Source organism: Microbacterium sp. E-13, assembly GCF_049912955.1.
GTDB lineage: Bacteria > Actinomycetota > Actinomycetes > Actinomycetales > Microbacteriaceae > Microbacterium.
This window is the reverse complement of sequence record NZ_CP183973.1, coordinates 3,335,052-3,361,451: the sequence shown is the minus strand read 5'-3', so window position 1 is coordinate 3,361,451 and position 26,400 is coordinate 3,335,052. Positions and strand designations below refer to the sequence as shown.

The following is a 26,400-nucleotide window of genomic DNA, read 5'->3' as shown; positions in this document are numbered from 1 at the left end:
TCGGGAGACCCCCAATGACCCACATCCTCTGGTTCACTGAGATCGGCATGGCCGACGTTCAACAGGTCGGCGGAAAGAATGCGTCTCTCGGCGAGATGGTGTCGAATCTGGCGGATGCCGGAGTCACGGTGCCGACGGGATTCGCGACGACCGCGGATGCCTACCGGGAATTCCTCGCCGGCGGCGGGCTGTACGACCGCATCCGCTCGGCCGTCGAGTCGCTGGACGTCTCGGATGTGACCGAGCTCACACGAGTGGGCGCGAGCGTGCGCGCGTGGATCGAGGAGCAGCCGGTGCCGCCGGGCCTGGAGGCGGCGATCCGCTCCGCATACGCGCAGTTGCTGGAGAACGACCCGCACCCGGACGACGTGTCGTGGGCGGTGCGCTCCAGCGCGACGGCCGAGGACCTGCCCGATGCCTCGTTCGCCGGTCAGCAGGAGACGTTTCTGAACATCAGCGGGATCGACAGCATCCTCGCGGCGATCCGCAGCGTGTTCGCATCGCTCTACAACGACCGGGCGATCGCCTATCGCGTGCACCACGGGTTCGACCACCACGATGTGGCGCTGTCGGCCGGTGTGCAGCGGATGGTGAGGTCCGATGTGGGAGCGTCGGGCGTCATGTTCACTGTCGACACCGAGTCGGGCTTCGACGACGCCGTCTTCGTCACGAGCTCGTACGGCCTCGGCGAGGCCGTCGTGCAGGGCGCGGTGAACCCCGACGAGTTCTACGCGTACAAGCCGGCGCTGCGAGAGCGGCGACCGGCGATCCTGAAGCGGTCGGTGGGCGAGAAGGCCGTGAAGATGGTCTACGCCGACAGCACCGACGTGGGCGCGAGCACGGTCTTCACGGATGTCGCCGCCGAGGAGCGCGCCGGGTTCAGCATCACCGACGCCGAGGTCGAGGAGCTCGGCCGGCAGGCGCTGATCATCGAAGCGCATTACGGACGCCCGATGGACATCGAGTGGGCGAAGGACGGTGTGGACGGCCGGCTGTACATCCTGCAGGCGCGACCGGAGACCGTCGTCTCGCGCGCCGAAGGAAACGTGATGCGGCGGTTCGTGCTGGGCGAGCGCGGTGAGCTGATCACCACCGGTCGTGCGATCGGTCAGCGCATCGGCGCCGGGCCCGTGCGCGTGATGACGTCGCTGGCGCACATGGATCAGTTCCGGCCGGGCGACGTGCTGGTCGCCGACATGACCGATCCGGACTGGGAGCCGATCATGAAGCGGGCGTCGGCCATCGTCACCAACCGCGGCGGACGCACGTGCCATGCCGCGATCATCGCGCGGGAGCTCGGCATCCCCGCCGTCGTCGGAACCGGCGATGCGACCACGGTGCTGCGTGACGGCCAGGAGGTCACGGTCTCGTGCGCCGAGGGCGACAACGGGAACGTGTACGCGGGGATGCTGCCGTTCGAGGAGGTCGTCACGCGGCTCGACGACATGCCCGAGAGCCCGGCCAAGATCATGCTCAACGTCGGAACCCCCGATCAGGCGTTCGCCTTCTCGCGACTGCCGCATCGTGGCGTCGGGCTGGCGCGCCTGGAGTTCATCATCAACCGGCAGATCGGCATCCACCCCCGCGCATTGCTCGAGCATGACCGCCTCGACGCTCCGCTGAAGGCCGAGATCGACGAGCGCATCGCCGCCTACCCCTCGCCGCGCGACTACTTCGTGCAGCGCGTCGCGGAGGGCGTCTCGATGATCGCCGCCGCGTTCGCCCCCGAGCCGGTGATCGTGCGCCTGAGCGACTTCAAGTCCAACGAGTACGCCAACCTCATCGGCGGGGAGCTGTACGAGCCGCACGAGGAGAACCCGATGCTCGGCTACCGAGGCGCCTCGCGATACATCTCGCCGGACTTCCGCGCGTGCTTCGACATGGAGTGCGCGGCCCTGAAGTTCGTCCGCGACGAGATGGGGCTGTCGAACGTGCAGATCATGGTGCCGTTCGTACGCACCGTGAAGGAGGCCGAAGAGGTGATCGCGCTGCTGGCCGAGAACGGGCTGCGCCGGGGCGAGAACGGGCTGCGCGTGATCATGATGTGCGAGCTGCCGTCGAACGCCGTGCTCGCCGACGAGTTCCTCGAGCACTTCGACGGCTTCTCGATCGGCTCCAACGACATGACGCAGCTGACGCTGGGACTCGACCGCGACTCCGGCCTGGTCGCCGGCACGTTCGACGAGCGCGACCCGGCGGTGCTGAAGATGCTGTCGATGGCGATCGCCGCGTGCCTGCGCGCCGGCAAGTACGTCGGCATCTGCGGGCAGGGCCCGAGCGACCACCCCGACCTCGCGGAGTGGCTCGTCGACCAGGGCATCGAGTCCATGTCGCTCAACCCCGACACGGTGGTCGAGACCTGGCTGAGGCTGGCCGGCGCCGATCGGCCGGTGCTCGTCGGGAGCTGACTCCGCCGGGCAGCTCGCGCGCGGTCATCGGCGTCTTGTCGCGTCGACTAAGGTGGCGCAACGCGCGGAGGCGACCCGGCCGACTCCGCGTGTTGCGACGCTTCCCGCGCCTGAGTGAGAGCGGCTCGCGTCGGGCCGGTCGAGGGCGACCTCGCTCTACGCGTCGTCCTTGGTCGACGCCCGGTAGCGGGCCGGTTCCGGAGTGCGGGCGAACCATCGACCCGTGACCTGCGTCGGCGCGATGCGCACCCAGCGGTACTTGAGGGTCGGGATCCAGGGGCTCAGGGGGAGTGCGTCGGCCGCGTCGATCTCGCGCTGGAGTTCGAGGCGCTCGGCCACGCCCTTCACGATCACGCTCGCAGCGAAGGTGTCGTCGTACTCATCGACCTCGAAGGCGACGCGCGGGTTCTCGCGGAGTTCGGCGAGCTTGGATCCCGGGGCCGTCCGGAACATCAGTCGGCCGCCGTCGGTGACGTAGTTGACGGGGAAGATGTCGGGTTCGCCGTCGACATCGAGGGCAAGGTGCCCCAGCTCGCGTCGAGCGAGGAGATTCCAGCACTGCTCTTCGCTCAAGGTCACGACCGCATCGTTCGCATCGCCCATGACGCCATCCCCATCGACACTCGTGCACGGTACCTTCTGCGCACAACATAGTCCTCTGCGGCGGAACCCGGGTGGTTCGCGTCAGCGATACCGATGCGGGATGGCTTCGCGCAGCGCTGTCGCCATCTGTGAGGGATGGTCGGTGGGGCGCTCGTCGATGTCCTGGAGCAGGAGCGAGCACAGCTCACCCATGTCGGCGACGCCCCTCGGCAGGGCGAGGAACAGATCCTCCCCCCCTGGCACCTCGGCGACACCCGCGGCTCGAAGGTACTCGTTGGCGGACTCGACGATGTCCCGCCGCTCGGTGCGGGTGAGCTCCCGATACCGGACGCTGGTCGTGCCGTCCGGGTGGATGCACTCTTCCCTCCCGCGCCGGTGCACGGGCTTGGGGCCCGTCGCTACCAGCGACGGGTCGACCTCGGCCACCAGCCGCGCGATGAGCTGCTGGAAGCCAACGTCAGGCACCCGAACCTTCTCGATCATGGGAAGACACACGGAACGTTGGCCGGGCAGGTGAACACCGCACCGTTGAGGTAGCCGGCGGTGTACAGCGAGTACCCGGCCGGCTTGAAAGAAGTGCGGAAGGAGCCGTAGTAGTCCGCCACGTTGACCAGCCTATTGCCGAATACGGTGTTCGAGTCCCAGCGGTAGGTCACCGTGTTGATCGTCGGGTCGGCGTTGAAGTAGTGGTAGCCGCAGCTGATCGCGCCCTGCCCTAGTCTCATCAGCATGGGGTCGACGGCGAACGCCTATCTCACCGGGTTCGGCCGGTACCTTCCGGGTGATCCGGTCGACAACGACGGCATCGCGGCCCGTCTGGGCGGCACGGATGCCGTCACGGACCGCATCCGCCGGCGCGTACTCGAGGCCAACGGCATCCGTCAGCGCCACTACGCGCTCGACGACCAGGGCGAGCCGACCGAACTCAACGAGGAGCTCGCGGTCAAGGCCCTCCGGGCGGCGCTCGACGACCGTGGCATCGCCGCGAGCGACCTGCGGATGCTGGCGTGCGCCACGACCATGGGCGATGTGCTCGTGCCGGGGTTCGCGTCGATGGTGCACGGCCGCCTGGGTGGCGGGCCGATGCAGCTGCTGTCGGCGTCGGGCGTCTGCGCCTCGAGCCTCGCGGCCCTCGACGCCGCCGTCAGCAAGATCCGGCTGGGCGACCACCCGCGCGCTGCCGTCGTGGGGTCGGAGCTCGCGAGCCGCAGCCTGCGGCAGCGGCGGTACGACGGCATCCGCGCCGGCATGGACTCGCACTTCCTCCGCTGGATGCTGTCCGACGGCGCGGGGGCCGTCGTGGTGGAGTTCCAGCCGCATCCGGGCCGGCCGTCGCTGCGGGTGGACTGGGTGCGCCAGGTGTCGCTCGCGCACGAGCACGACGTGTGCATGCGCGCCGGCATGGCCGGCGCGGAGCCGGTCGTGGGGAGCACGTGGCAGGACGGGGGCATCGGCGACGCCGAGGCGGCCGGCATGTTCCTGCTGCGGCAGGACGTCTCGATGCTCGACGATCTGGCGGGCGCCGGCATCGCGCAGTTCGAGGAGCTCGTCGACATCGGCCTCGTCGACGTGCGCCACCTCGACCATGTCGTGTGCCACTACAGCACCAACGCCTTCCGCGACGTGGCCTTCGACGCGCTGCGGGCCCGCATCCCCACGCTCGACACCGACCGCTGGTTCTCGAACCTCGAGACCCGCGGCAACACCGGGTCGGCGAGCATCTTCATCGCACTCGAAGAGGCGTGGCGCACGGGACGGTTCGCGCCGGGGGAGACGGTGCTGCTGGCCGTGCCCGAGTCGGGGCGGTTCTCGTTCGCCTTCGCCCACCTCACCGTGGTCGCCCCACCGGATCAGCAAGGAGCACCGACATGACGCATGCCGAGACGACCGTCACCGCGCAGATCGGGACGGAGAGGGACACGGATCTGGATGCCGCGACCGCCGTCGCCCGCAGCCTCTTCGAGCGGCTGGCCGACGTGTGGGTCGAGCTCGAGGAGCGCCTCGACCAGGTTCCGATCCTGCGGCGGCTCGCCGACGGGACGGTGACCCTGCACGACTACGAGCGCCTGCTCTTCAACCTCCGCCAGCAGGTGGTCGACGGCTCGCCGTGGATCTCGCGCGCGGCCTCGAGCTTCGACATCGCCCACTTCGAGCTGCGGGCGGCGGCCATCCGCCACGCCGAGGAGGAGCACCGCGACTACCTCATGCTCGAGCGCGACTACGTGGCGATCGGCGGCTCGCTCGACGAGCTGCGGCGGGGCCGCAAGAACATCGGCTCCGAGGCGCTGTCGGGGTACATGTTCCATTACGCCGGCCGGCCGAATCCGGTGGGCCTCCTCGGCGCGATGTTCATCATCGAGGGACTCGGCGCGAAGCGGGCCGCCGGCTGGGCGGCGCGCTTCCAGGAGGTGCTCGGCCTCGCCGACAACCAGGTGCACTTCCTGCGCTACCACCAGGAGGCCGACGCCGAGCACACCGGCGACATGGAGGCGATCCTCACCTCGGGGATCATCGCCGACGCCGATGCCGACGAGATCGTCCGCTGCGCGCAGGTCGTCGCCCGCCTCTACGCGCTGCAGCTGGAAGAGCTGGATCGCTGACATGGCGGCATCGCGGCCCTCCCTCCCCGAGTTCGTGCGCTCCGACCCCAGCATGTGGGAGGCGGTGTACGCGGATCCCTCGGTGCCGCTCGACCGCGCCCTCGTGCGCCAGATTATCGACGATCAGCGGCGGATGTCGCGCCGCTGGCTCTATCCGATCGCCCGTGTCTTCTCGCGCGTGCTCGTCGCGGTGATCTCGATCATCAAGCGGGTCATACCGTTCCGGTGGATGCCGCTTCGCACGATGGACTGGCTCTGCGTATGGTTCCTGCGCAACTTCGTCTCACCCGACGCGGTGGAGCTGCTCATCCGGCACTTCGTCATCGAGACGAACCTCGTGAACTTCATCATCCGCAACACCGCCATCGAGATGGACCCCGTCACGCTGCGCCCCGAGAGCCTCTCGGGCCTGGGGGATCAGGCGGTGGTCGAGCACGACGTCAACGTGTACGACCTGCTCATCGCGCTCGACGGCGTGGCGCTGACGCCGCCCGAGCAGCTGGACTTCCGGCAGCTCGACATCCCGCCGCTCGATGCCGAACGGCGTCATCGCCGGCTGCTGAAGCTCGACATCCAGACGGCGCTCTGCTTCATGAACATCCCGTTCTCGATGGCGCTCACGGTCGAGGAGTACCGCCGGGCGGTGCACTCGATCCGGTTCGACGACTCGTTCCTCGAGATCCTCGCGCTCGTCACCGACGATGACACGTTCCGCCACTGGAAGCTCGCGGGCATGAGCCTCTGGATGGACTCGAACGTCGACGTGCCGCGGATGGTCTACCGCCACGCGCTCGTGTGCGAGTACGCGCACGCCCACCTCGTGAAGCTCGCCGGCGGCGACTATCCCCGCGACACCGCCGCTGACTTCGACTGAAGCCGGGACCGCCCGGACACGGACTCCCGCGCCCCTGGCCGCGCCGGCCCCAAGGGGCGTTAGCATCGCACCGACGGAACGCGTGCGACGAGAGGCACGATGAGCCTGGACGAGATCGATCCCACCGCCCCGCCCTCGGGCGAGGGCTGCGCCGACTGCGACGAGGTCGGCGGGTGGTGGGTGCACCTGCGGCGCTGCGCCGTGTGCGGACAGGTGCGCTGCTGCGACACGTCGCCGGCGCAGCACGCGAGCGCGCACTTCCGCTCCACCGGGCACCGCTACGTGCGCAGCTTCGAGCCGGGCGAGGACTGGTTCTGGGACTACCTCTCGCACGACTACGTCGACGGACCGCCGCTCGCCCCGCCGGCCTCACGGCCCTTGACACAGCCCTCGCCGGGACCTGCGGGCCGAGTGCCTGCGGAGTGGCGGCAGCTGATCCACTGACATCCACTGAGCCACGGGAGCACCGATGGGCAGCACCACGCTGAAGCAGCACGAGATCGAGCGGATGATGAAGCCGCCGCTGACCGACGAGCAGTGGAACCGCCTGGTCGCCTTCGGCGAGCCGAGCGATGTCGCCGCCGGCGAGTACCTCTTCCAGGCGGGCGATCGCGACTACGACCTCATCCTCGTCGAGACGGGCGAGATCGAGCTCGTGCGGGTCGCCTTCGGCTGGGTGGGCGAGACGCGCATCGGCACGATGGGGCCGCGCAGCTTCGTCGGCGAGCTCGGGCTCCTCAACGGCCAGGGGGCGTTCCTCTCGGCGCGCGCCACGCGTGCGGGGCGGATGCTGCGGGTGAGCCGGGCGCAGCTGCGCCTGCTCATGGCGGAGGACGACGACCTGTGCGACATCGTGCTGCACGCGCTGTGGGCCCGCCGCGAGATCCTCCGGCGCGGACCCGCAGCCCTGACCCTCAAGCTCGTCGGCCCTCGCTCCTCCCGCGACTTCCTGGCGCTGCGGCGTTTCGCCGACCGGGTCGACCTCGTGCACACGGCGATCGAGCTCGGCCCCGGTGACCTCGGCACGCTCGGCGAGCACGGGATCACGCTCGACGACCTCCCCGTGGCCTTCATCCAGGGTGAGCCGATGATGCGGGCGACACCGGGCATGGTCGCCGAGCGGCTGGGACTGAGCTATCAAGCGCATGCCGACGAAGTCGTCGATCTGGTGGTCGTCGGCGGCGGACCCGCGGGACTCGCCGCCGCGATCTATGGGGCATCCGAGGGTCTGAGCACGGTGCTGCTCGACGCCGTCGCCCCGGGCGGACAGGCCGCCGCGACCTCCAGGATCGAGAACTTCCTGGGCTTCCCGTTCGGCGTGAGCGGCGGCGACCTCATCGGCCAGGCGTCGCTCCAGGCGCTCAAGTTCGGTGTGCGCGTCTACGCGCCGTGCGAGGCCGTGAGTCTTCGCCCGGCGGGCGAACACCTCGAGATCACGCTCACCGACGGACGCGTCATCCGTGCCCGTACTGCGGTCGTCACGTCCGGCGCCGCGTATCGCACGCTCGACCTCGACCGCTGGAGCGAATTCGAGGGGGCGGGCATCTACTACGCGGCAACGCCGCTGGAGCTGCGTCAGGTGCTCGAGTCGCCGGTCGTCGTGGTGGGCGGCGCGAACTCCGCCGGGCAGGCGTCGCTCTATCTCGCCGCGAACGGATGCCCCGTACATCTGGTGGTGCGGGGGACCGACCTGGGAAGCCGCATGTCGTCGTACCTCGTCGACCGGCTCCTGGAGGAGCCTCGGGTCGAAGTGCACACCGAGTCGCGCGTCGTCGGCCTGGACGGCTCGGCGAGTCTCGAGAGCGTGAGGATCGACTCGATCGGGGCTGTCGCCGCCCGGGGCCTGTTCTGCTTCATCGGCGCCGAGCCGGCCACCTCGTGGCTCGCCGACCTCGACCGCGACGACGACGGGTTCCTGCGGACCGGCACGGATGTGTCGGTGCAGTCGCTGGAGCGGTGGCAGAACCTCGGCCGCGAGCCGCTGCCGTTCGAGACCTCCGTGCCCCGCATCTTCGCGGCGGGCGACGTGCGCCGCGGCTCGATGAAGCGCGTCGCCGCGGCGGTCGGCGAAGGCTCCAGCGCGGTGGCATCGGTCCACCGGGCGCTCGCCGACCTCCGGTGAACGCCCGGTGCGCAGGTCAACCGCGCCCCCACAGGAGCGGGAAGGGGTTTCCGGTCCTGCAGAGCGCCGGTTGACCTGTGGAAGCGGGACGGATGCTGCGCCCGGGCGTGCGCGGCCCCTTCAGCGGCGAACCCTCACCAGCCGCCGCGGGTGGGCGTGTGGTCGCCGCGGGCGTCGTCGGGCATCGCCATCTCGGCGCGCACGCCCAGGAGACGGATGGGGCGCGCGGGCTCGATCTTCGCGACGAGTTCGAGCGCCCGCGCAATCACGACCTCCCGATCGGACGTGGACGGGATCTTCTTGGTGAAGGTCTTCGTCAGGAACGGCGCGTAGCGCACCTTCAGGCCCAGGCCCACGACGGGGCGGTCGTCGGCGGCCACCTCGTCGAGCACCTGGTCGAGGAGCTGTCGCGCCGCCCGCTCGATCTCGGCCGGGTCGACGATGTCGGCCTGGAACGTCGTCTCCTTGCTGTGGCCGCGGGCGATCCACGGCGTGTCGTCGACGACGGCCGAGCCGTCGCCGCGCCCCAGCTGCCGGTACCACAGGCCCATCTTCGGCCCGAACTCGCGCGTCAGGGCGTCCGGGTCGGCGACCGCGAGCTGCGACACCGTCTCGATGCCGAGCAGCGCGAGGCGCTTCGAGATCCTGGAGCCGACTCCCCACAGCGCGATCGTGGGCCGGTCGCCCATGACGTCGAGCCAGTTGTCGGCGGTGAGCCGGAACGTGCCGCGGGGCTTGCCGAAGTCGGTCGCGTTCTTCGCGCGGACGAGCGTGTCGCCGATCCCGATGCTGCAGTGCAGCCGGGTGCGCCCGAGCACGGCCTCCTGCGTTCGCCGGGCGTAGGCCTCGGGATCGTCCGTCGTGACGCCGACGAAGGCCTCGTCCCACCCGATCACCTGCACCACGGCTCCCGGCTGCGCGCGCAGCGTCGCCATGACCTCCTCCGACGCCGCCAGGTAGGCGGGGGCGTCGACCGGCAGGATGACGGCGTCCGGCGCCTTACGGGCGGCGATGCGCAGCGGCATCCCTGATCCCACTCCGAACTCCCGCGCCTCGTACGAGGCGGTGGAGACCACCGCCCGCTCGGTCGGGTCGCCGCGACCGCCCACGATCAGAGGCTTGCCGGCGAGGCCGGGGTTCCGCAGCACCTCGACGGCGGCGATGAACTGGTCGAGATCGACGTGCAGCACCCACGGTCGCGCCCCGGGAGCGCGGGCGACGACGGACTCGCTCACGGACTCGCCCCTGGCCACCGGCGCATGGAACGAGACTAGGCCGCCCCGACGACACGGCGCACCGGCCGGGTGCTCGCCATAGCGCGGCTAACCGGCGCGTGCGGGCCCGTCAACCCCCGTGCCCGGCCCTCACCACGTCCGTACGGTGGCCACAGCCGTATCGCGAAAGGAAGAACGATGTCCGACAACCTCCCCTCCGACATCCCGCCCGCCCCCGACGGCCAGGTGGGTGTCCAGCCGCTGCGGGACCGCGACACCTCGATCGAGCCCGACCCCACACTGGACCCCGCCCAGGCGGAGTGGGACCGCACCAACGGCCCCGACTCCGACGGAGCGGACTCCGACGGATTCGACGAGGACGGGCCGACCGCCACCGGCGACGACCCGGCGCACATCCCCAGCGACGACGAGGAGGTTCCGCGCTCCGACATGCCGGCGGACTTCCTCCAGCCCGAGACGCAGGACCTCGACCCCACCATCGCCGAGCTCGGCGAGGAGGGCCAGGGAGACCTCGCACCCGAGGACTACTGACCCAGGCGCCGCAGGGGAAGGGGCGGATGCCGCGTCCGCGGCGTCCGCCCCTTCTCACACGTAGCCGAACAGCGGGGGGAAGACCACGACGACGAGCGCAGCCCAGCCCAGGTACACCGGCAGGAAGCCGGTCTGCCAGCGCTCCAGGCGCTCGAACGGCGCGCGCCGCATGGTGAACCGCAGCTGCAGCCACGCGGCGCCGGCGAGGTTCACGAAGAGGATGACGTTGAGCCCCAGCGAGGCGAGCTTGTTGGGGCTCGCACCCCACTCCGCGATGCGGCCGATCATGGCGACGAGCACCAGGATGTCGACCACGAGCGCGGCGACGACCATGAGCAGCTGCAGCCGGTCGAACCACGACGGCGGCGACAGCGGCTGGCGTGCCGAGAGGGCGTAGAGCAGCAGCCCGACGACGACCACCAGCACCACGTCGAAGAGGATCAGCAGGTCGCGCTGCCCGAACATCTCGGTGGCGCCGCCGTCGACGAGGCTTCCCTGCAGGAAGCCGGCGACGATGAACGCGACCAGCAGCAGGGTGAACAGCGGCGTGAAGAGCTTCGTCAGCACCGGCGCGATATTCTCGATGACGCTCTGCTTCGCCTCGACCAGCCAGGCCGCGATGACCACGGCGCCCGCGATGCCGCAGGGGACCATGAACTCCTCGACGAACCAGCTCGCGTCGAGGTCGATCGCCGCGAAGACTCCCATCGTCAGGGCGATCAGCACGCCGCCGCCGAGCGCGATGAGCGCGAGATAGACGACCCATTCGCCCGTGAAGCGGACGAAGTCCATCCGGGCCCGGCTCGATCTCACGCGGCCGTCGACGTACGCGATGCCGGTGACGATCCACAGCACGACCGCGAGGTGGGTCGCGGCCAGAAGCAGCGTGGAGCCACCGGCCGCGAACGGGTACACCGTCATCACGATCGCGCCGGCGACGAACGGCGTGGCGACGATGGCGATCGTGGGGGGAGAGGCTCGCCGGCGAACGAGGAAGTACGCGGCGAGGAACGGCAGCACGAGGAGGGCGAAGGAACGGGCATAGAAGTCCGCGTCCCCACCCAGGGTGATGCCGAAGAGCGCCGGTGCCTTGATCGCGACCGCCGCGCCGACCGCAAGCCCTACCGCGAGGATCAGCCCGCGGTCGGTGCGCGCGAGGGGTTCGCTGGGGAGCATCAGCTGCTTCCATAGCCGGTCGGAGTGCTCGCGCGCGAACTCGCGGGAGAGATCGTCGAGGCGACCGAGCCGCTTCACGCCGACGAGGAACGCCTCGTCGGCGTCGAGACCGGATGCCTCGAGCCGGTCGATCTGACCCCGCAGGTGGTCTTCGAGCTCATCGACGTCGCGTCCGTCGATGGCCTCGGGGCGGGAGACGAACGCGCGCCAGGCGGCGATCTGCTCTTCGATGAGAGGGTCGAGGTCGTCGGTCACGTCAGACTCCTCCGAGGGCCGGCGCCCCGGCGAAGTCGGTGCCGCCGTCGCGATCCGGCCAGACGCGCTGCAGCGCCCGGCTCACGACGGCCCATTGCCGCCGCTGCTCGGCGAACGCGGCGCGACCGCTCGCGCTGAGCCGGTAGTGCTTGCGGGGCCGGCCGCTCGGGGAGGTGCCCCACGACGACTCGACGTGGCCGAGCCTCTCGAGGCGGTGCAGGAGCGGGTAGAGCATCCCGTCGCTCCACTCGAGCTCGCCGCCCGAGAGTTCGCCGACGCGCTGAAGGATCGCATAGCCGTACGACTCGCCGTCGGCCAGGATGCCGAGCACCATCGGGGTCGCGGCGGCTGCCACGAGGTCTTTGCCGATCTTCACGTCCGACCTCCGTACCTTGGACTGCTAGATACATAGAAGTACAAGTCATCTAGAAGCGCAAGGCATGCGAACGACGCGCCGTGACGCGTCTTCCTCGCACGCGAGCGGCCGGTGCGAGGACAATGGGGCCTCATCCGGAGCGCATCCGGCAGAGCCCGAGGAGCCGAGATGGCCCGTTCCCTCTCCGAGATCCGCGAGCGGTCCCGCGCTCGCGCGCAGGCACGCGCGGCAGCGCGGGCGGAACTGAAGAACACCGCGTACGAGATCTTCATCGGCGCGCTGTCGATCCTGTCGATCGTCAACCTGCTGCTGGTCTACCTGGTGGCGGGGGACTCGGCGCTGGAGCTCGTGCTGTCGGTGATGAACGCCCTGTTCAGCGCGATCTTCCTCGGGGACTTCCTCTACCGCATCTTCACCGCCCCCTCGGCCATGCAGTACTTCTTCCGGGGTTTTGGCTGGGCCGACCTGCTCGCGAGCCTGCCGTTCCCGCAGTTCAAGATCCTGCGCCTGTTCCGGCTGCTCCGGGTGTTCCGGCTGCTGCGGGAGCTCGGCCCGCGGACCGTGTGGACCACGCTCATCCACGATCGCGCCAACAGCGCCCTGATGACGCTGCTGCTCATGGGCATACTCGTGCTGCAGTTCGGCAGCATCTCGATCCTCTATGTCGAGGAGGACGCCGAGGGGGCGAACATCACCTCGGCCTCCGACGCGCTCTGGTACACGGTCGTCACCATCTCCACGGTCGGCTACGGCGATCAGTACCCGGTCACCAACGCCGGCCGGCTCATCGGCACGCTGATCATCGTCGTCGGCGTCGGCATCTTCGGCACGTTCACCGGCTATCTCGCGAACCTGTTCCTGGGGCCGCGCAAGGCCGCCGACGACGCGGAGACGGATGCCGACACCTCAGCGCCGGCCGACGACGCCGACGCTGCGGCTGACGAGGCGGCGCCGCCGTCGATCGCCGACCACGCCGCCAAGGGCGTCGCGGCGGGTGCAGTCGCCGGAGCGGTGAAGGCGGGCGCCGAGGCGAGCGCCCCTGGAGCGCCGATCTTCGCAGAAGACGTCCCCCTCTCGGGACACCCGGATCCGGCATCGCGGGATGACGACGCCGAGCGACTGCGCACGCTCCTCGCCCAGCAGGAGGAGACGATGGCGGAGATCCGCAAGCTGCTCACCAGCACAGCCCTGTAGCACCCGGCAGCGCCGCGCGGCGCTGCCGAAAGTGGCGGTTATCGCCGGTTCGTGGTGTGCGAGGCGGCCCCAGGTGCCACTTCCGGCAGGCGCGTTGGCGTCGAGGTGGCAGGTGTTGTCGCCTCGGTGTCGGTGAGGCGGCCCCAGGTGCCACTTCCTGTAGGCGCGTCGCGTCGAGGTGGCAGGTGTTGTCGCTTCGGTGTCGGTGAGGTGGCCCCAGGTGCCACTTCCTGTAGGCGCGTTCGCGTCGAGGTGGCAGGTGTTGTGGCTTCGGTGTCGGTGAGGCGGCCCCAGGTGCCACTTCCTGCAGGCGCGTCGCGTCGAGGTGGCAGGTGTTGTCGCTTCGGTGTCGGTGAGGCGGCCCCAGGTGCCACTTCGACGGCGCGTCCGTGCGGTGTCCGGCGTCAGCCGCGAGAGGCGACCGCGTTCCAGAGGCCGGCGCCGAGCACGACGCAGGCGGCGAGCAGGGGAGCGAACAGTACGGTGCCGGCTCCGGCGGCGTCGGCGACGAGCCCGGTGAGGGCGGATGCTGCGGACTGGCCGACGACGATGGCCGAGCCGAGCATCGTCATCACGGTGGCGGAGCGGCCGCGCGGGCTGAACGCGGCGGCGAGGCTGTACTGCGTGACGAGAGTGGGGCCGATGCCGACGCCGATCACCAGGAGGCAGATCGCGATCGGCGCGACGCCGCCGGCGAAGGGCAGCGCCACCGCGCCGGCGACGATGATCGAGGCGAACGTCAGCCACCGTGCGCGCAGCGTGAAGCGGGCCGGGAACAGCGCGGCGCCGAGCGCCAGGGCCGCCGAGCCGACGCCCATCGCGCCGTACACGAGCCCCGCCTGCTCGGGCACGCCGCGCTCGGCCATGAAGGCCGTGAGCGAGGTCAGCATGGCGCCGAAGAACAGGCCCATGCCGAGCGCGCCGAGGGCGGGCGCGAGCACGCGCGGCCGGAAGAGGTCTCGAGCCGGCGCCTGCTCGGTGAGGGAGCCGCCCGCCGCTGGGGTGACCGTGCGGGCGGTGGGATGCAGCGCGAACGCGCTCACGAAGACGAGGCCGAGCACGGCGGCGCCGACCACCGGGGCGGCCGGGTTGAGCGTCGTCGCGAGGAGGCCCACGATGACCGGCCCGAACACGAAGACGATCTCGTCGGCCGCGGACTCGTACGCCATCGCGCCGTTCACGACCGGCGTCCGGCGCTCTTTCGGATACGCCCGGCCGATGATGCCCACGAGCCGGCTGCGCGAGAGCGGCGCGACCTGGGGCATCGTCGCGCCGATGAAGAACGCGACGGCGAGGAGCGCAGCATCCGGAACCGGCGCGAAAGCCAGCCACGCGATCGTCGCGAGCATCGCGCTGTTGACCGCCCCTGCGACGAGCAGCACCGGGCGCTGGCCGAAGCGGTCGGCCGCCGCGCCCAGCAGCGGTCCGACGAGAGCGGTGCCGAGGCCGGTCATGGCGCTGGTGGCGCCGCCGAGGGCGAGCGAGCCGCGGGCCGAGACGACGAGGGTGAGGATGCCGACCACCATCATGGCGAACGGCAGCCGCGCGACGAGCGCGGTGGGGAAGTAGGCGTAGCCCGCCTCGCGGATGAGGCTCGGGCGCCGGACGGCGGCGCGCGCAGCGGTGTGGGGCTCGACAGCGGGCGTGTCGACGAGGGTCGTGTGCATCTTGCTCCTGGCCATGCGCCGAGGGTCGGCGGCTCTTGGTGCCGCCTTGAGCGCAGCCCGGAGCCGCAGACAGGTAGATGCACATCGAAATGGGCACGGCCAGTTTACCGTGGCCCGCCTGAGCGATGCCTGTCCGGGAGTGGGAGGATGCTCCCGGAGTGCTCGACATCCCGTCCGGCGAAGACTGAAGGAGGAAGACATGTCGTTCCAGGCATATCTCGACACGATCGAGACCAAGACGGGTCTCACACCGCGCCAGCTTCTCGAGAAGGCGCACGAGAAGGGCTTCGACGAGACCACCAAGGCCACGCCGATCGTTGAGTGGCTCGCGGCCGACTACGGACTCGGACGCGGTCACGCCATGGCGATGGTCCACGTGATCACGAAGGGCCCGCAGATCAGCGACAAGCACGTCGGCACCGGCACGACCCACTCCGACCCGACGAACACGCTGTGGCTCGACGGCAAGGCGACGAACCCGAATCCCTGAACCTCAGCCTCGCGGCCTGGGGCGGCTGCGATCTCGCCTCAGCGGGGCCGCCGCCACCACGGCCGGCGGCGTGAGGACGCGGCATCCGTCTCGTCCTGCGCGATCTGCGCGATCTGCGCGGCGCGCGCTTCGCGGCGCCGGTGCCAGGCCGCCACCTCGGTCTCGACATCGCGCGTGGGCGTCACGACGGGCGGTCCACCGAGCAGCTGCCGACGGGCCTCGATGACGCGGCGGTTGAAGTCCTCAAGGGCCTCGCGCACCTCGTCCTCACGGGCGAGCGCGTCGAGCCTCGCCTCGAGCTCCGCGCTCTCGACCCGCAGCCTGAGCGCCGGAGGACCCAGCCCGGTGAGCTGCTCCCTCTCGATCTTGCGGCGGATCCACCAGTCCGGGTCGTGCGTCTCACCCAGCCCCGGGATCGGCTTCCCGGCTCCCGGCAGGTCGTCGAACTCGCCGCGGCGCATCGCCTGCTGGATCGCCGTCTCGACGACCGCCGCACGGTCGGCGGCCGAATACGCGCGCGCGGCTCGCGAGCCCGCGGCGGCAGCATCCGTCTTCCCGTCCTCGGCGCCCGCGCCGTCCCCGTCCTCGGCGCCATCGCGGTGCGCCGCCCGGTAGCGGGCGGCGGCCAGGCGCGGATCATCGGTCATGAGCCCGAGACGTGGTCCCGCCACGAGTGCTGCGGGTCGTAGCCGAGCAGGCGGCGGGCCTTGTCGATCGACAGCAGTGTGTCGTGCTCGCCGAACGCGCGCGTCTCGACGCCCGGGAACACCTCGGCGACGAGTTCGGCGTTCGGCCGCGACATCACCGTGTCGGCGGCGGCGATGATGTACGTCTCGAAGCCGGTGGGCGCGACCTCGAGCGCGCGCTGCACGGCCTGTGCGCCGTCGCGCGCGTCGATGTAGCCCCAGAGGTTCCACTTGCGCTCCGTCGCGTCGTCGTCGTACGACGGGAACGCCTCGTAGTCCTCCGGCACCATCACGTTGGAGAACCGCAGGCCGGTGATCGACAGGTCGGGGTGCCACCGCACCAGCTCGACCGCCATGCGCTCCTCGAGCGTCTTCACGAGCGAGTAGACCGACTCGGGCCGCGGCGGGTACTCCTCGTCGACCGGGATGTACGGCGGTGGCACGTCGAACGGCAGTCCCAGCACGGTCTCGCTCGACGCGTAGACGATGCGACGGATGCCGAGCCTCACGGCCGCCCAGAACACGTTGAACGTCGCCGTCATGTTGTTGTGGAACGTCGCGACATCGGAGCGGATGCCGGGGGCCGGGATGGCGCCGAGATGCACGACCGCGTCGAACCCGTCGTGCCGGTCGTTCACCGCGGCGAGCGCGTCGACGACCTGCCCGTAGTCGGTGAGGTCGACCTGGACGAAGCCGGGCCCGCGGGTGCCGACCACGTCGAGTCCGATGACGTCGTGGCCTGCCGCACGCAGTTCGCGGTCGACGACGGTTCCGAGCTTTCCGGACGAGCCGGTGAGGGCGATGCGCATGACTCCAGCCTGCCATCGCCACAAGGGCGCGGGGGCGGGATGGGAGCGGGTGATGCATGGGGTGGAGTTTCCGCGGATTGCGGTGCTCGGCGTCTACCTCACCTGTAGGAATTGACAGGCGGGGAGTCTGCGACACTCCGGCGCTGAAGGCCGTCCTTCTGGTTGGCTCATGTACATGGTCAACGCGTTCTGAGGTGCACGATGGCGCAGCGAGATTCCCTTGGGAAGCGTGAACAGGCGCGTCGGCCCGGCACGGTCTACGCAACGATTGCCGTCGCGGTGATTCAAGTCGTCGCGACGATCGTCGTCTCTTTGATGTTCACGGTCGACATGTTCAGTCTCGGCGCCTGCACCGGGTGTCCCGATCAGGCGCAGAAAACTGCTCAACTCATCTTCTTCGTGCCGACGCTGGCTATGATCGCCCTGACGATCGGAGCCATGGTGCTCGGGTATGCGAAGAATCGGTCGCTGTCCTGGGTTCCTTTGGTCGCGTCGGCAGGCACACTAGTCGCCTATGTCGTCGCGCGGAACTACATCTACGGGGTCATCTGAAAACCGGGGTCGGTCAGGCCCGCGGCGGGCTCGTCGACTCGCGCACGATGAGGTGCGTGGGCAGCGGGGTGTCCTCGGTGATGCTGTCGGGCTCCTCCACCGCGATCAGCACCTTCTGCATGATGAGCTCACCCAGGCTGCCGAAGTCCTGGCGCACCGTGGTGAGCGGCGGGTAGAGGAACCCTGCCTCGGGCACGTCGTCGAAGCCGACGACGCTGACATCCTCCGGAACCCGCAGGCCCCGCTCGCGCAGCGCGGACAGCAGGCCGATCGACATGTGGTCGTTCCCGGCGAACACGGCGCTGCCGGGCTCGATGTCGAGTTCGAGCCCCACCCGGTGGCCGCTCGCCGCCGACCAGTCGCCGTGCACCGGATCGATGATCTCGAGCCGGCGCTCGCCGAGTTCGTCACGCCATCCCCTGACGCGCTCGAGCGCATCGGGCGCGCGTGTCGGGCCCGCGAGGTGCAGGATCCGCGTGTGACCGAGTTCGGCCAAGTGGCGCACCGCCGACCGGGCGCCACGATACTGGTCGATCGACACGATGTGCGGGCTCCGTCTCGCCGTCGCGGTCGCCGCGACGAGAGGGATGCTGAGATCCAGGCCGCGCACGACCTCCAGCACCCCGATGTCGACGACGATGAGCACGACGGCATCCACCCGCTGACGCAGCAGCCCTTCGACGGCCCCCTTGATCGCCGCAGGATCCGGGTCGACGGCGCTCACGGTGTCGACGCTGTAGCGCGCCGCGCGCGCCGCGATGTTGAAGTGCGTCGCGATCGACGTGGGGCCGTAGTCGGGTACGCCCGGCGTGACGAGACCGATGGTGCGCGTGCGCCGGGTCACGAGGGCGCGGGCGGCGGGGGAAGGGCTGTAGCGCAGCTGCGCGATCGCCTGCTCGACGCGGGCGCGCGTCGCGGGACGCACATTCGGCAGGTCGTTGATGACACGCGAGACCGTCTGGTGCGACACCCCCGCGAGGCGGGCGACGTCGAAGATGTTCGCGGCCCGCGTCGATCCGTCGTCGGCCGTCACGCGCGGGTCACTCATCGAGGTCTTCCGGTCGCGCGACGAGGGCGAGGAGCGAGTCGACGGTCAGGGACTCGGAGGGGAGCGTGTCGACGATGCGGCCGTCCCTCAGGATGGCCACGCGATGCCCGACGCGCAGCACCTCCTCGAGCTCGGCCGAGATGAACATGACCGACAGGCCGTTCGCGGCCATCTCGCTCACCAGGTTCTGGATCTCGACCTTCGCGCCGACGTCGATCCCGCGGGTCGGCTCGTCCAGCACCAGTACCCGCGGCGACAGGGCGAGCAGCCGCGCGAGCAGCACCTTCTGCTGATTCCCGCCCGAGAGCGTGCCGGCGGGGCGATCGAGATCGGGCGGGCGGATGTCGAGAGCCTCCACCCAGCTCGCGGCGAGCTCGCGCTGTCGGGCAGGCGGGATGCGCCTCAGCATGCCCCTGTCGGCCTGGAGCGCGAGAGTGATGTTCTCGAGCACGCTCAGGTCGCTGATGATCCCTTCGGTGCGGCGGTTCTCGGACGAGTACACGACCCCCACCGAGATCGCCGCGCGTGGACCGGATCGCTTCGCATCGAGACCTTCGATCCGGATGACGCCGCTGTCGATCCGATCGATTCCGGTGAGCGCGCGTGCGAGTTCGGTGCGTCCGGAGCCGAGGAGCCCGGCCACCCCGAGGACCTCGCTCTCGTTGAGATCGAGATCCGCATCACGGATGCCGGATCCCGCGGTGACCCCGCGCGCGATGAGCGCCGGACGCGGCGTCTCGGAAGCGTCGTCCGCCCTCGGCGTCGCGGTGAGGGCCGTCGCCGTACGGCCGAGCATGGCCTGCACCAGATCGATGCGCAGCAGTTCGCGGGTGAGGTATTCGCCGATGAACCTGCCGTCGCGCAGCACTGTCACGCGATCGCAGATCTCGTAGACCTGGTCGAGGAAGTGCGATACGAACAGGATCGCCACGCCGCGCTGCTTGAGCTCGCGGATGACCCGGAAGAGCTCCGCGACCTCGTCGAGGTCGAGACTCGACGTCGGCTCGTCGAGCACGAGCACGCGCACGTCGGTGGAGATCGCGCGGGCGATGGCCACCAGCTGCTGCACCGCCAGCGAATGCGTGCCCAGCCGTGAGCCGGGGTCGATGTCGAGTCCGAGGTCGCTGAGCACCTCACGCGCTTCGCGGCGCATCCGGCGCCAGTCGATCATGCCCCCGCGCCGCGGTTCGCGGCCCAGTGCGATGTTCTCGGCGACGGACACGTTCGGCAGAAGGTCGATCTCCTGGTACACCGTGTTGATTCCCGCCGCCTGGGCATCGTGCGGCGAGGTGAAGCGGACGACCTCCCCGGCGAGGGTGAGAACCCCCGAGTCCAGGGGGAGTGCCCCGGTGATCGCCTTGATGAGCGTCGACTTGCCCGCGCCGTTCTCGCCCATGAGCGAGTGCACCTCGCCGGGGAACAGGCGGAAGTCGACACCGTCGATCGCGGCATCAGCCCCGAAGCGCACCGTCGCCCCGGAGAGCTGCAGCAGCGGCCGCGCCTCGTCCATCAGGCCATTATCCCGGCGGAGTGAGGTGCGGCCGCTGCGCGCAGACGTGGTGTCGCCGTCCTATCTTCGACGCTGCGAACGTGCGACGATCACGCGCTGCACGACGATGAAGAGCAGCAGCAGCGCTCCGATGATGATCTGGGTCCAGGCCTGTTCTGCGCCCATGAAGGAGATCAGCTTCTTGATCGTCGCGTAGACCAGCACGCCGATGAGCGAGCCCAGCACGTAGCCGGTGCCGCCCGTGAGCAGCGTGCCGCCGATCACCACCGCCGCGATCGCGTCGAGCTCGGTGCCGATCCCGTTGCGCGGGTAGCCGGCGCCGGAGTAGGCGGTGAGCAACAGACCGGCCAGCCCGCCGCACAGGCCACTGATGACGTATACCGAGATCTTCGTGCGCGCGACGCCCAGCCCCATCAGCCGGGCGGACTGCTCGTTTCCGCCGATCGCGTACACCGTGCGGCCGAACCGCGACCACAGGAGCGCGACGAATGCGACCGCCACGACGAGGAGCGCGATGATCCCGGTGGGTGTGATGTACCAGCCCCCGAGGCTGAAGCGCGTGCGCTGGAGCCACAGCACGGCCGGGTCCTCGACCCTGATCGACGACAGGCTCACGACGAACGCGAGACCCCGGGCGAGGAACAGGCCCGCGAGGGAGGCGATGAACGGCTGGACGTCGAAGTACTGGACGAGGATGCCGACCAGCAGGCCGATCAGTGCGCCGGCGACCAGCATGACCGGGACGGCGACGGCGGCGGGGACGCCCTGCGAGAGCAGGCTCGCGCCCAGGATGCCGGTGAACGCCATGACCGATCCGACGGACAGGTCTATCCCGCCCGTGAGGATGACGAATGTCAGTCCGACGGCGAGCACGACGAGGTACGCGTTGTCCAGGAGCAGAGCGGAGATGTTGCCCGGACTCAAGAACCTGGGGAACCGCGCCTGCGCGCCGATGAGCAGCACGATGAGGATCGCGAGCGCGGCGAAGGTGGGCATCAGCGATGCATGCCTGCTCATGAAGGTCGCGTAGCGGGAGACCGGCGCCGTGCGGAGGCCGGTCGCTTCGAGGCTCTTGGTCACGACGCCACCCCCGTCCGGGCGTCGGCGCCGGATCGGCTGCGGGCTCGCGCCGCGCCGACCGCGTTGCGTGCCCAGCGGTGCAGTCGGGGCGACTGGACGAGCACGACCACGATGACGACGATCGCGAAGAACACCGGACTCTGTGCAGAGGGCACACCGAGGAACAGGATCGTCGCCTCCAGGGTCTGAATCGTGAGCACGCCGATGACGGTCCCCGCGATCGTGAACTTCCCTCCCATGAGGGAGGTGCCGCCGAGGACGACGGCGAGGATCGCGTAGAGCTCGATGAAGAGGCCCGCCGCGTTCGCATCCGCGGCGCGGATGTTCGAGCTGTAGATGATGCCGGCCATGCCGGCGAGCAATCCGCTCGCGGCGTATGCGCCGAACACGATGCCGCGGGCCCGTACTCCCGCGAGGCGGCTCGCCTCGGGGTTGATGCCGACCGCCTCGGTCAGCATGCCGAGCGCGGTGCGCCGTTCTATCAGGGCGATCACCACCGCCGCGGCCACCCAGATGAGGAGGGCGAAGGGCAGCGCGATCAGATACCCGGTGGCGATGAACTCATACGGCTCGCTGTTCACGGTCGTGATGAACCCCTCGGTGATCAGCAGGGCCACCCCGCGCCCGGCGAGCATGAGCACCAGGGTCGCGATGATCGGCTGGATGCCGACGACGGCCACGAGGAACCCGTTCCAGGCGCCGAGCACCAGAGACACCGCGAGGGCGACCAGCAACGCGACCGTCACCGTGCCCAGATTTCCGGGATCGGGCGAGCCGTCGATGATCGTGAGCGCGACGGCGCCCGAGACCGCCATGACGGCGCCGACCGAGAGATCGATTCCGCGGGTCGCGATCACGATCGTCATGCCGAGCGCGACGAGCATGAGCGGGGCGCTGTTGCGGAGGATGTCGATGAGGGCCCCGTACAGCTCGCCGTTGCGCAGCGTCACGACGATGAACTGGGGCCGGGCGACGGTGTTGATCACGATCAGCGCCAGCAGGGCGACGACCGGCCAGAACAGCCGGTGCTTCATGAGCGCTTTCATGCCGCACTCTCCTCGGTCTGGTTGGCGATGTACTCGATGAGACCGTCGAGGTCGACGTCGCTCGAGTCCAGCTCGCCGATCTTGCGACGGTCGCGCATCACCACGATCCGCTGCGCGATCCGCAGGACCTCTTCGAGCTCGGATGAGATGAAGATGACGGACAGGCCCTCGGCGCTGAGTTCGGCGACCTTGCGCTGGATGTCGGCTTTCGCACCGACGTCGATGCCGCGGGTCGGCTCGTCGAGCACGATCAGGCGGGGAGCGGTCGCGAGCCAGCGGGCGAGCAGCACCTTCTGCTGGTTGCCGCCCGACAGGTTTCCGGCCAGCATCGTGGGATCGGCGGGACGCACGTCGAGCGCGGTGATGTATTCCGCGACGATGGCGTCCGCCTCCGCTCGGGGAATCCTGCGCATCGCGCCACGGCGGGCCTGGATGCCGAGCACGATGTTCTCGGCCACGGTCAGGTCGGCGACGATGCCCTCCGCCCTGCGGTTCTCGGACGAGAATGCGATCCGGTTCTCGATCGCCCGGCGTGGGGAGGAGTGCCTGGCCGGTCGGCCGCCCACCTCGATGTCGCCGGCCTCGGCGCGATCGGCGCCGTAGAGCAGGCGGACGAGCTCGGTCCGGCCGGAGCCGAGCAGTCCGGCGACGCCGACGACCTCGCCGCCGTAGACCTGCAGGTCGACGGGCTCGAGCATGCCGCGCCTGCCGACACCAATCGCTCGCAGGACCGGTACGCCGCTGCGGTCGACGGACCGGTCGGCGACCGAACCGAGGGCGGTCAGTTCGTCGAGCTCGCGGCCGATCATCTTCGTGACGAGTTCGCCGCGCGGGAGCTCGCTCACCGGGTATTCGCCGACGAGCCGGCCGTTGCGGAGAACCGTGATGCGGTCGGAGATCTCGTAGATCTGGTCGAGGAAGTGACTGACGAAGAGGATGGCGACGCCCTTGTCGCGCAGGTCGCGCATGACTCCGAAGAGCTGGTCCACCTCGCCCCGATCGAGGCTCGAGGTCGGCTCGTCGAGGATGAGGACCTTCGCGTCGAGCACCATCGCGCGACCGATGGCGATGAGCTGCTGGATGGCGATGGAATGGCTGGAGAGCATGGACCGGGTGTCGATGACGAGCCCCAGGCTCCGCAGGTGCGCGGCGGCCAGAGCGTGGACCTCCCTCCAATCGATGCCCGTCGCGGTGCGGGGCTCGTGGCCGAGCATGACGTTCTCGCCGACCGAGAGGTTGCCGCAGAGGTTGACCTCCTGGTACACCGTCGAGATGCCCGCGGCCTGCGCGTCGGCGGTGCCCGTGAACCGGCGCTCGCGGCCGTTCACCACGATCTGACCGGCGTCGACGGGGTACACGCCGGTGAGCGCCTTGATGAGGGTCGATTTGCCGGCGCCGTTCTCACCCATGAGCGAGTGGACCTCGCCCGGGCGGAGGGCGAAGTCGATTCCGTCCAGCGCCAGCACGCCGGGGAAGCGGATGGTGATGCCGGTCATCTCGACGACCGGTGGGACTGCGGTGTCCGCGGGCATGGTGGCTCAGCTTGCCTTTCCGGGCTTCATTCGTCGGCGCCGCCGGCGGGAGACCGTGAGGTCCCCCGCCGGCGTGCTTCCGGGCTACCTTGATACAGGATCGACGAGGTCGCGATCAGTACGGACGGCTGTCGATCACCTCGGCGGCCTGCGCCTGGGTGAACGTCTGGTCCTCGACGTACACCTTCTTCTCGACCTCGTTGCCCGCGAGCACGTCCGTCACGAGTCCCGCCGCCAGTTCGCCGAGCAGCGGGTTGCACTCCACGATGTAGTTGATCTTGCCGTCGACCAGTGCCTGCATGCCATCCTTCACGGCGTCGATCGACACGATCTTGATGTCGACGCCAGGCTCTGCGCCCGCTGCCTCGATGGCCTCGATCGCGCCGAGCGCCATGTCGTCGTTGTGGGCGTAGACCAGGTCGATGCCGTCGACGCCGTACTTCTGCAGGAAGCCCTCCATCACCGTCTTGCCCCCGTCGCGGGTGAAGTCGCCCGTCTGCGAGTCGATCTTCTCGATCGCGGTGTCCTTGACGGCCTCATCGAATCCCTCTGCGCGGTCGTTCGCCGGGGCGGAGCCGGTCGTGCCCTCGAGAACCACCATCTTCGTCGGGGTGTCGCCGAAGGTCTCGGCCGCCCACTCCCCGGCCATCACGCCCTCTTTCTTGAAGTCGAGGCCGACCCAGCTGGCGAAAAGGTCGTCGGATGCCGACACCGTGCGGTCCTCGAGGATCACGGGGATGTCGGCATCCGCCGCCTCCTGCAGCACGTCGTCCCAGCCGTCCTCGACGATCGGCGCGATGACGATGGCGTCGACCCCCTGGTTGATGAAGTCGCGCACCGCCGCGATCTGAGCCGCCGTGTCGTTGTCGGCCGCGTTGAAGACGAGCTCGAACCCGTTGTCGGTCGAGAACGCCTCCTTCATCGACTCCGTGTTGGCCGAGCGCCAGCCCGACTCCGACCCCGTCTGCGCGAACCCGACGGTGATGGGTCCGTCGCCGCCGTCGGCGCCGTCGCCTGCGTCACCGCCGGCGTCGCTGCCGCCCGCGCAGCCGGTCGCGGCGAGGGCGAGTGCCCCCAGCAGCGCGAACCCGGCGAGAAGCGTCTTCTTCGTCATTTCAGAACCTCCTCGTTCTGGTCCGGCATCACTGCCGGCTTGATGGTGGGGGCCGCCCGTGCGCGACTCCGACGGATGAGATGTTAGCCCTCACATTCCAGGTGCTGGCAAGATGTTAGCGGTAACAGTTCGATAACACGAGGGCAGGTTCGCGCTTCGAGGGGGCCGCGCTTGAGAGCGGGTGCGTCCAAAAGTGAGGGATCACATTCGGCGTCCACCGCAGGTGCGGGCCGTGCACGCGGGGTCTGAGGGGTGGATAAGGTGAGCGCGATGAGCGAGCAGCACGGCCGCGTCGCGTCCCGCGTGGGGGTGCGCGACGTCGCGCGCGCCGCGGGGGTGTCGACGCAGACCGTGTCGCGCGTGATCAACGAGCATCCGAACATCCGTCCCGAGACGCGCGACCGGGTGCTGCGGGCGATCGCCGACCTGGGCTACCGCGTCAACAACGCCGCGCGCACCCTCGGCACGCGCACGACACGCACGCTCGGCGTCATCGCCTCCGATGCGACGCTGTACGGGCCGGCCGTCGGCATCGCGGCGCTCGAGGCGGCCGCGCGCGACGCCGGCCGGTGGATCGCCACGGCCTACGCGGATGGATCGGCCGAGGCATCCGTCCGCGACGCGGCCGACAGGCTGCTGGGTCAGGGCGTCGACGGGCTCGTCGTGCTCGCGCCGCACGCGACGACCCTGCCGGCCCTCGTCGGCGCGCACCCGGGCATCGTGATCACCGCGCTGCACACCGGGCCGGGGGCGGACCGCCAGGAAGCGGGTGCCGCGCTCGCCGTCGCGCACCTCGTCGGGCTCGGCCACCGTCGCATCGGCCGGGTCGCCGGTCCTGAGGAGTGGCTCGAGGCGCAGTCCCGCGAGCGCGGGATGCTGCGTGCGCTCGCCGACGCCGGCATCGAGGCGGCCCCGTGCTGGACCGGCGACTGGAGCGCCGCCTCGGGAGCGGCCCTGGCCTCACCGATCGCCGCTGCGGCGGCGGCACCCGGGGGCCCGACGGCGATCGCCGCCGCCAACGACCAGATGGCGCTCGGTCTCATCGCGGGGCTCCGCGGAGCGGGACTCGACGTGCCCGGCGACATCAGCATCGTCGGCTTCGACGACAACCCGGACGCCGCCTACTACCGTCCGGCGCTCACCACCGTGGGGCTGGACCTCGCGGGTGAGGCGCGCCGTGCGGTTGCGGAGGTTCTCGGCGACCCGGCACCCGAACCGGCCGAACCGCGGCTGGTCATCCGGGCATCGACGGCCGCCCCGCGCTGACCCGCTTCGTCGTGGTGCGCGCCTCGGCAGCCGGCCTGATCCTGTCGCGGCGATGCGGGTCGCTCGTGGTTCACAATTCAGGCTCGTCGTGCGGATCGCCATGCCGGCACCCCAGGATTCCGCGGGCGATGCGCGCCGCCGGTGCGAGTCTTCCTGAATTGTGAACCCGGAGAGTCGGACGCGGGGTTGGATCGCCGGATTGTTACCGGTAACATAAGCGAGTCGG

Annotated in this window: 26 protein-coding genes; 11 read left to right on the top strand and 15 right to left on the bottom strand. The window is 70.0% G+C overall.

Annotated features, from left to right (window positions below):
- Positions 1-14 precede the first annotated feature (14 nt).
- Entirely contained in the window at positions 15-2,408 is a 2,394-nt protein-coding gene (gene ppsA / locus ACN9MP_RS15655) for a phosphoenolpyruvate synthase (RefSeq protein ID WP_426321671.1), read from the top strand.
- Between the two features lie 156 nt (positions 2,409-2,564).
- On the opposite strand, the gene ACN9MP_RS15650 is transcribed toward ppsA, so the two are convergent.
- The 3 genes from ACN9MP_RS15650 to ACN9MP_RS15640 all read right to left on the bottom strand — a co-directional run bounded on the left by ACN9MP_RS15650 (position 2,565) and on the right by ACN9MP_RS15640 (position 3,736).
- Positions 2,565-3,011 carry a pyridoxamine 5'-phosphate oxidase family protein gene (locus ACN9MP_RS15650; RefSeq protein WP_426321670.1) on the bottom strand — a complete coding sequence of 149 codons (447 nt, stop codon included), beginning with the start codon at positions 3,009-3,011 and terminating at the stop codon, positions 2,565-2,567.
- A gap of 81 nt (positions 3,012-3,092) precedes the next feature.
- On the bottom strand, positions 3,093-3,476 hold the full coding sequence (locus tag ACN9MP_RS15645; RefSeq protein ID WP_426321668.1) for a DUF5956 family protein: 384 nt from the start codon (positions 3,474-3,476) through the stop codon (positions 3,093-3,095).
- A 14-nt stretch (positions 3,477-3,490) separates the two neighbouring features.
- Positions 3,491-3,736, bottom strand: a complete 246-nt coding sequence (locus ACN9MP_RS15640; RefSeq protein WP_426321666.1) for a hypothetical protein — start codon at positions 3,734-3,736, stop codon at positions 3,491-3,493.
- A gap of 4 nt (positions 3,737-3,740) precedes the next feature.
- Here ACN9MP_RS15640 and ACN9MP_RS15635 point away from each other — a divergent pair, with 4 nt between their 5' ends.
- The 5 genes from ACN9MP_RS15635 (at position 3,741) to ACN9MP_RS15615 (ending at position 8,607) form a co-directional block, all read left to right on the top strand.
- A complete protein-coding gene (locus ACN9MP_RS15635) occupies positions 3,741-4,883 on the top strand; it encodes a 3-oxoacyl-[acyl-carrier-protein] synthase III C-terminal domain-containing protein (protein WP_426321664.1) in 1,143 nt (380 codons plus the stop codon).
- Positions 4,880-5,611: an iron-containing redox enzyme family protein gene (locus tag ACN9MP_RS15630; RefSeq protein WP_426321662.1), complete on the top strand. Its 732-nt coding sequence runs from the start codon at positions 4,880-4,882 to the stop codon at positions 5,609-5,611. The genes ACN9MP_RS15635 and ACN9MP_RS15630 overlap by 4 nt, the downstream gene beginning before the upstream one ends.
- Before the next feature lies 1 nt (position 5,612).
- Positions 5,613-6,485 carry a DUF6999 family protein gene (locus ACN9MP_RS15625; RefSeq protein WP_426321660.1) on the top strand — a complete coding sequence of 291 codons (873 nt, stop codon included), beginning with the start codon at positions 5,613-5,615 and terminating at the stop codon, positions 6,483-6,485.
- A gap of 99 nt (positions 6,486-6,584) precedes the next feature.
- Complete coding sequence (locus ACN9MP_RS15620; RefSeq protein ID WP_426321658.1) at positions 6,585-6,929, top strand: UBP-type zinc finger domain-containing protein; 345 nt, start codon at positions 6,585-6,587, stop codon at positions 6,927-6,929.
- A 25-nt stretch (positions 6,930-6,954) separates the two neighbouring features.
- A complete protein-coding gene (locus ACN9MP_RS15615; RefSeq protein WP_426321656.1) occupies positions 6,955-8,607 on the top strand; it encodes an FAD-dependent oxidoreductase in 1,653 nt (550 codons plus the stop codon).
- Between the two features lie 134 nt (positions 8,608-8,741).
- On the opposite strand, the gene ACN9MP_RS15610 is transcribed toward ACN9MP_RS15615, so the two are convergent.
- Positions 8,742-9,797, bottom strand: a complete 1,056-nt coding sequence (locus tag ACN9MP_RS15610) for a DNA polymerase IV (RefSeq protein ID WP_426326077.1) — start codon at positions 9,795-9,797, stop codon at positions 8,742-8,744.
- A 222-nt stretch (positions 9,798-10,019) separates the two neighbouring features.
- Between ACN9MP_RS15610 and ACN9MP_RS15605 the strand changes: the two genes are divergently transcribed.
- A complete protein-coding gene (locus ACN9MP_RS15605) occupies positions 10,020-10,373 on the top strand; it encodes a sugar ABC transporter ATPase (protein ID WP_426321654.1) in 354 nt (117 codons plus the stop codon).
- A 54-nt stretch (positions 10,374-10,427) separates the two neighbouring features.
- Here the strand turns inward: ACN9MP_RS15605 and ACN9MP_RS15600 are convergent, their stop codons facing one another.
- Both ACN9MP_RS15600 and ACN9MP_RS15595 read right to left on the bottom strand, forming a co-directional pair.
- Positions 10,428-11,804, bottom strand: coding sequence for a hypothetical protein (locus ACN9MP_RS15600; protein ID WP_426321652.1), 1,377 nt, complete (start codon positions 11,802-11,804; stop codon positions 10,428-10,430).
- Position 11,805: 1 nt separating this feature from the next.
- On the bottom strand, positions 11,806-12,180 hold the full coding sequence (locus ACN9MP_RS15595; RefSeq protein WP_426321650.1) for a PadR family transcriptional regulator: 375 nt from the start codon (positions 12,178-12,180) through the stop codon (positions 11,806-11,808).
- Positions 12,181-12,348: 168 nt separating this feature from the next.
- Between ACN9MP_RS15595 and ACN9MP_RS15590 the strand changes: the two genes are divergently transcribed.
- Positions 12,349-13,374, top strand: a complete 1,026-nt coding sequence (locus ACN9MP_RS15590) for a potassium channel family protein (protein WP_426321648.1) — start codon at positions 12,349-12,351, stop codon at positions 13,372-13,374.
- Positions 13,375-13,778: 404 nt separating this feature from the next.
- Here ACN9MP_RS15590 and ACN9MP_RS15585 read toward each other — a convergent pair whose 3' ends face one another.
- Positions 13,779-15,041 carry an MFS transporter gene (locus ACN9MP_RS15585; protein ID WP_426326075.1) on the bottom strand — a complete coding sequence of 421 codons (1,263 nt, stop codon included), beginning with the start codon at positions 15,039-15,041 and terminating at the stop codon, positions 13,779-13,781.
- 199 nt (positions 15,042-15,240) lie between these two features.
- On the opposite strand from ACN9MP_RS15585, the gene ACN9MP_RS15580 reads away from it, so the two are divergent.
- Positions 15,241-15,531, top strand: coding sequence for a DUF4287 domain-containing protein (locus ACN9MP_RS15580; protein ID WP_426321646.1), 291 nt, complete (start codon positions 15,241-15,243; stop codon positions 15,529-15,531).
- A gap of 38 nt (positions 15,532-15,569) precedes the next feature.
- On the opposite strand, the gene ACN9MP_RS15575 is transcribed toward ACN9MP_RS15580, so the two are convergent.
- Both ACN9MP_RS15575 and ACN9MP_RS15570 read right to left on the bottom strand, forming a co-directional pair.
- Positions 15,570-16,178: a DUF1992 domain-containing protein gene (locus ACN9MP_RS15575; protein WP_426321644.1), complete on the bottom strand. Its 609-nt coding sequence runs from the start codon at positions 16,176-16,178 to the stop codon at positions 15,570-15,572.
- Positions 16,175-17,026, bottom strand: coding sequence for an NAD-dependent epimerase/dehydratase family protein (locus tag ACN9MP_RS15570; protein WP_426321642.1), 852 nt, complete (start codon positions 17,024-17,026; stop codon positions 16,175-16,177). The genes ACN9MP_RS15575 and ACN9MP_RS15570 overlap by 4 nt, the downstream gene beginning before the upstream one ends.
- Positions 17,027-17,227: 201 nt before the next feature.
- On the opposite strand from ACN9MP_RS15570, the gene ACN9MP_RS15565 reads away from it, so the two are divergent.
- Entirely contained in the window at positions 17,228-17,578 is a 351-nt protein-coding gene (locus ACN9MP_RS15565) for a hypothetical protein (protein ID WP_426321640.1), read from the top strand.
- A 13-nt stretch (positions 17,579-17,591) separates the two neighbouring features.
- On the opposite strand, the gene ACN9MP_RS15560 is transcribed toward ACN9MP_RS15565, so the two are convergent.
- The 6 genes from ACN9MP_RS15560 to ACN9MP_RS15535 all read right to left on the bottom strand — a co-directional run bounded on the left by ACN9MP_RS15560 (position 17,592) and on the right by ACN9MP_RS15535 (position 24,908).
- Positions 17,592-18,626 (bottom strand): LacI family DNA-binding transcriptional regulator, encoded by a 1,035-nt coding sequence (locus tag ACN9MP_RS15560; protein WP_426321638.1) that lies wholly within the window; start codon positions 18,624-18,626, stop codon positions 17,592-17,594.
- The gene (locus ACN9MP_RS15555) at positions 18,619-20,136 is read right to left on the bottom strand and encodes a sugar ABC transporter ATP-binding protein (RefSeq protein ID WP_426321636.1); all 1,518 of its coding nucleotides are present in this window, start codon (positions 20,134-20,136) and stop codon (positions 18,619-18,621) included. Before ACN9MP_RS15555 ends, ACN9MP_RS15560 begins: the two co-directional genes overlap by 8 nt.
- A 60-nt stretch (positions 20,137-20,196) precedes the next feature.
- Positions 20,197-21,216: an ABC transporter permease subunit gene (locus ACN9MP_RS15550; protein ID WP_426321634.1), complete on the bottom strand. Its 1,020-nt coding sequence runs from the start codon at positions 21,214-21,216 to the stop codon at positions 20,197-20,199.
- Positions 21,213-22,262 (bottom strand): ABC transporter permease, encoded by a 1,050-nt coding sequence (locus ACN9MP_RS15545; protein WP_426321632.1) that lies wholly within the window; start codon positions 22,260-22,262, stop codon positions 21,213-21,215. The genes ACN9MP_RS15550 and ACN9MP_RS15545 overlap by 4 nt, the downstream gene beginning before the upstream one ends.
- Positions 22,259-23,794, bottom strand: a complete 1,536-nt coding sequence (locus ACN9MP_RS15540; protein ID WP_426321630.1) for a sugar ABC transporter ATP-binding protein — start codon at positions 23,792-23,794, stop codon at positions 22,259-22,261. Before ACN9MP_RS15540 ends, ACN9MP_RS15545 begins: the two co-directional genes overlap by 4 nt.
- A gap of 115 nt (positions 23,795-23,909) precedes the next feature.
- Positions 23,910-24,908 carry an ABC transporter substrate-binding protein gene (locus ACN9MP_RS15535; RefSeq protein ID WP_426321628.1) on the bottom strand — a complete coding sequence of 333 codons (999 nt, stop codon included), beginning with the start codon at positions 24,906-24,908 and terminating at the stop codon, positions 23,910-23,912.
- Positions 24,909-25,178: 270 nt separating this feature from the next.
- Here ACN9MP_RS15535 and ACN9MP_RS15530 point away from each other — a divergent pair, with 270 nt between their 5' ends.
- Positions 25,179-26,174, top strand: a complete 996-nt coding sequence (locus ACN9MP_RS15530) for a LacI family DNA-binding transcriptional regulator (protein WP_426321626.1) — start codon at positions 25,179-25,181, stop codon at positions 26,172-26,174.
- Positions 26,175-26,400 lie beyond the last annotated feature (226 nt).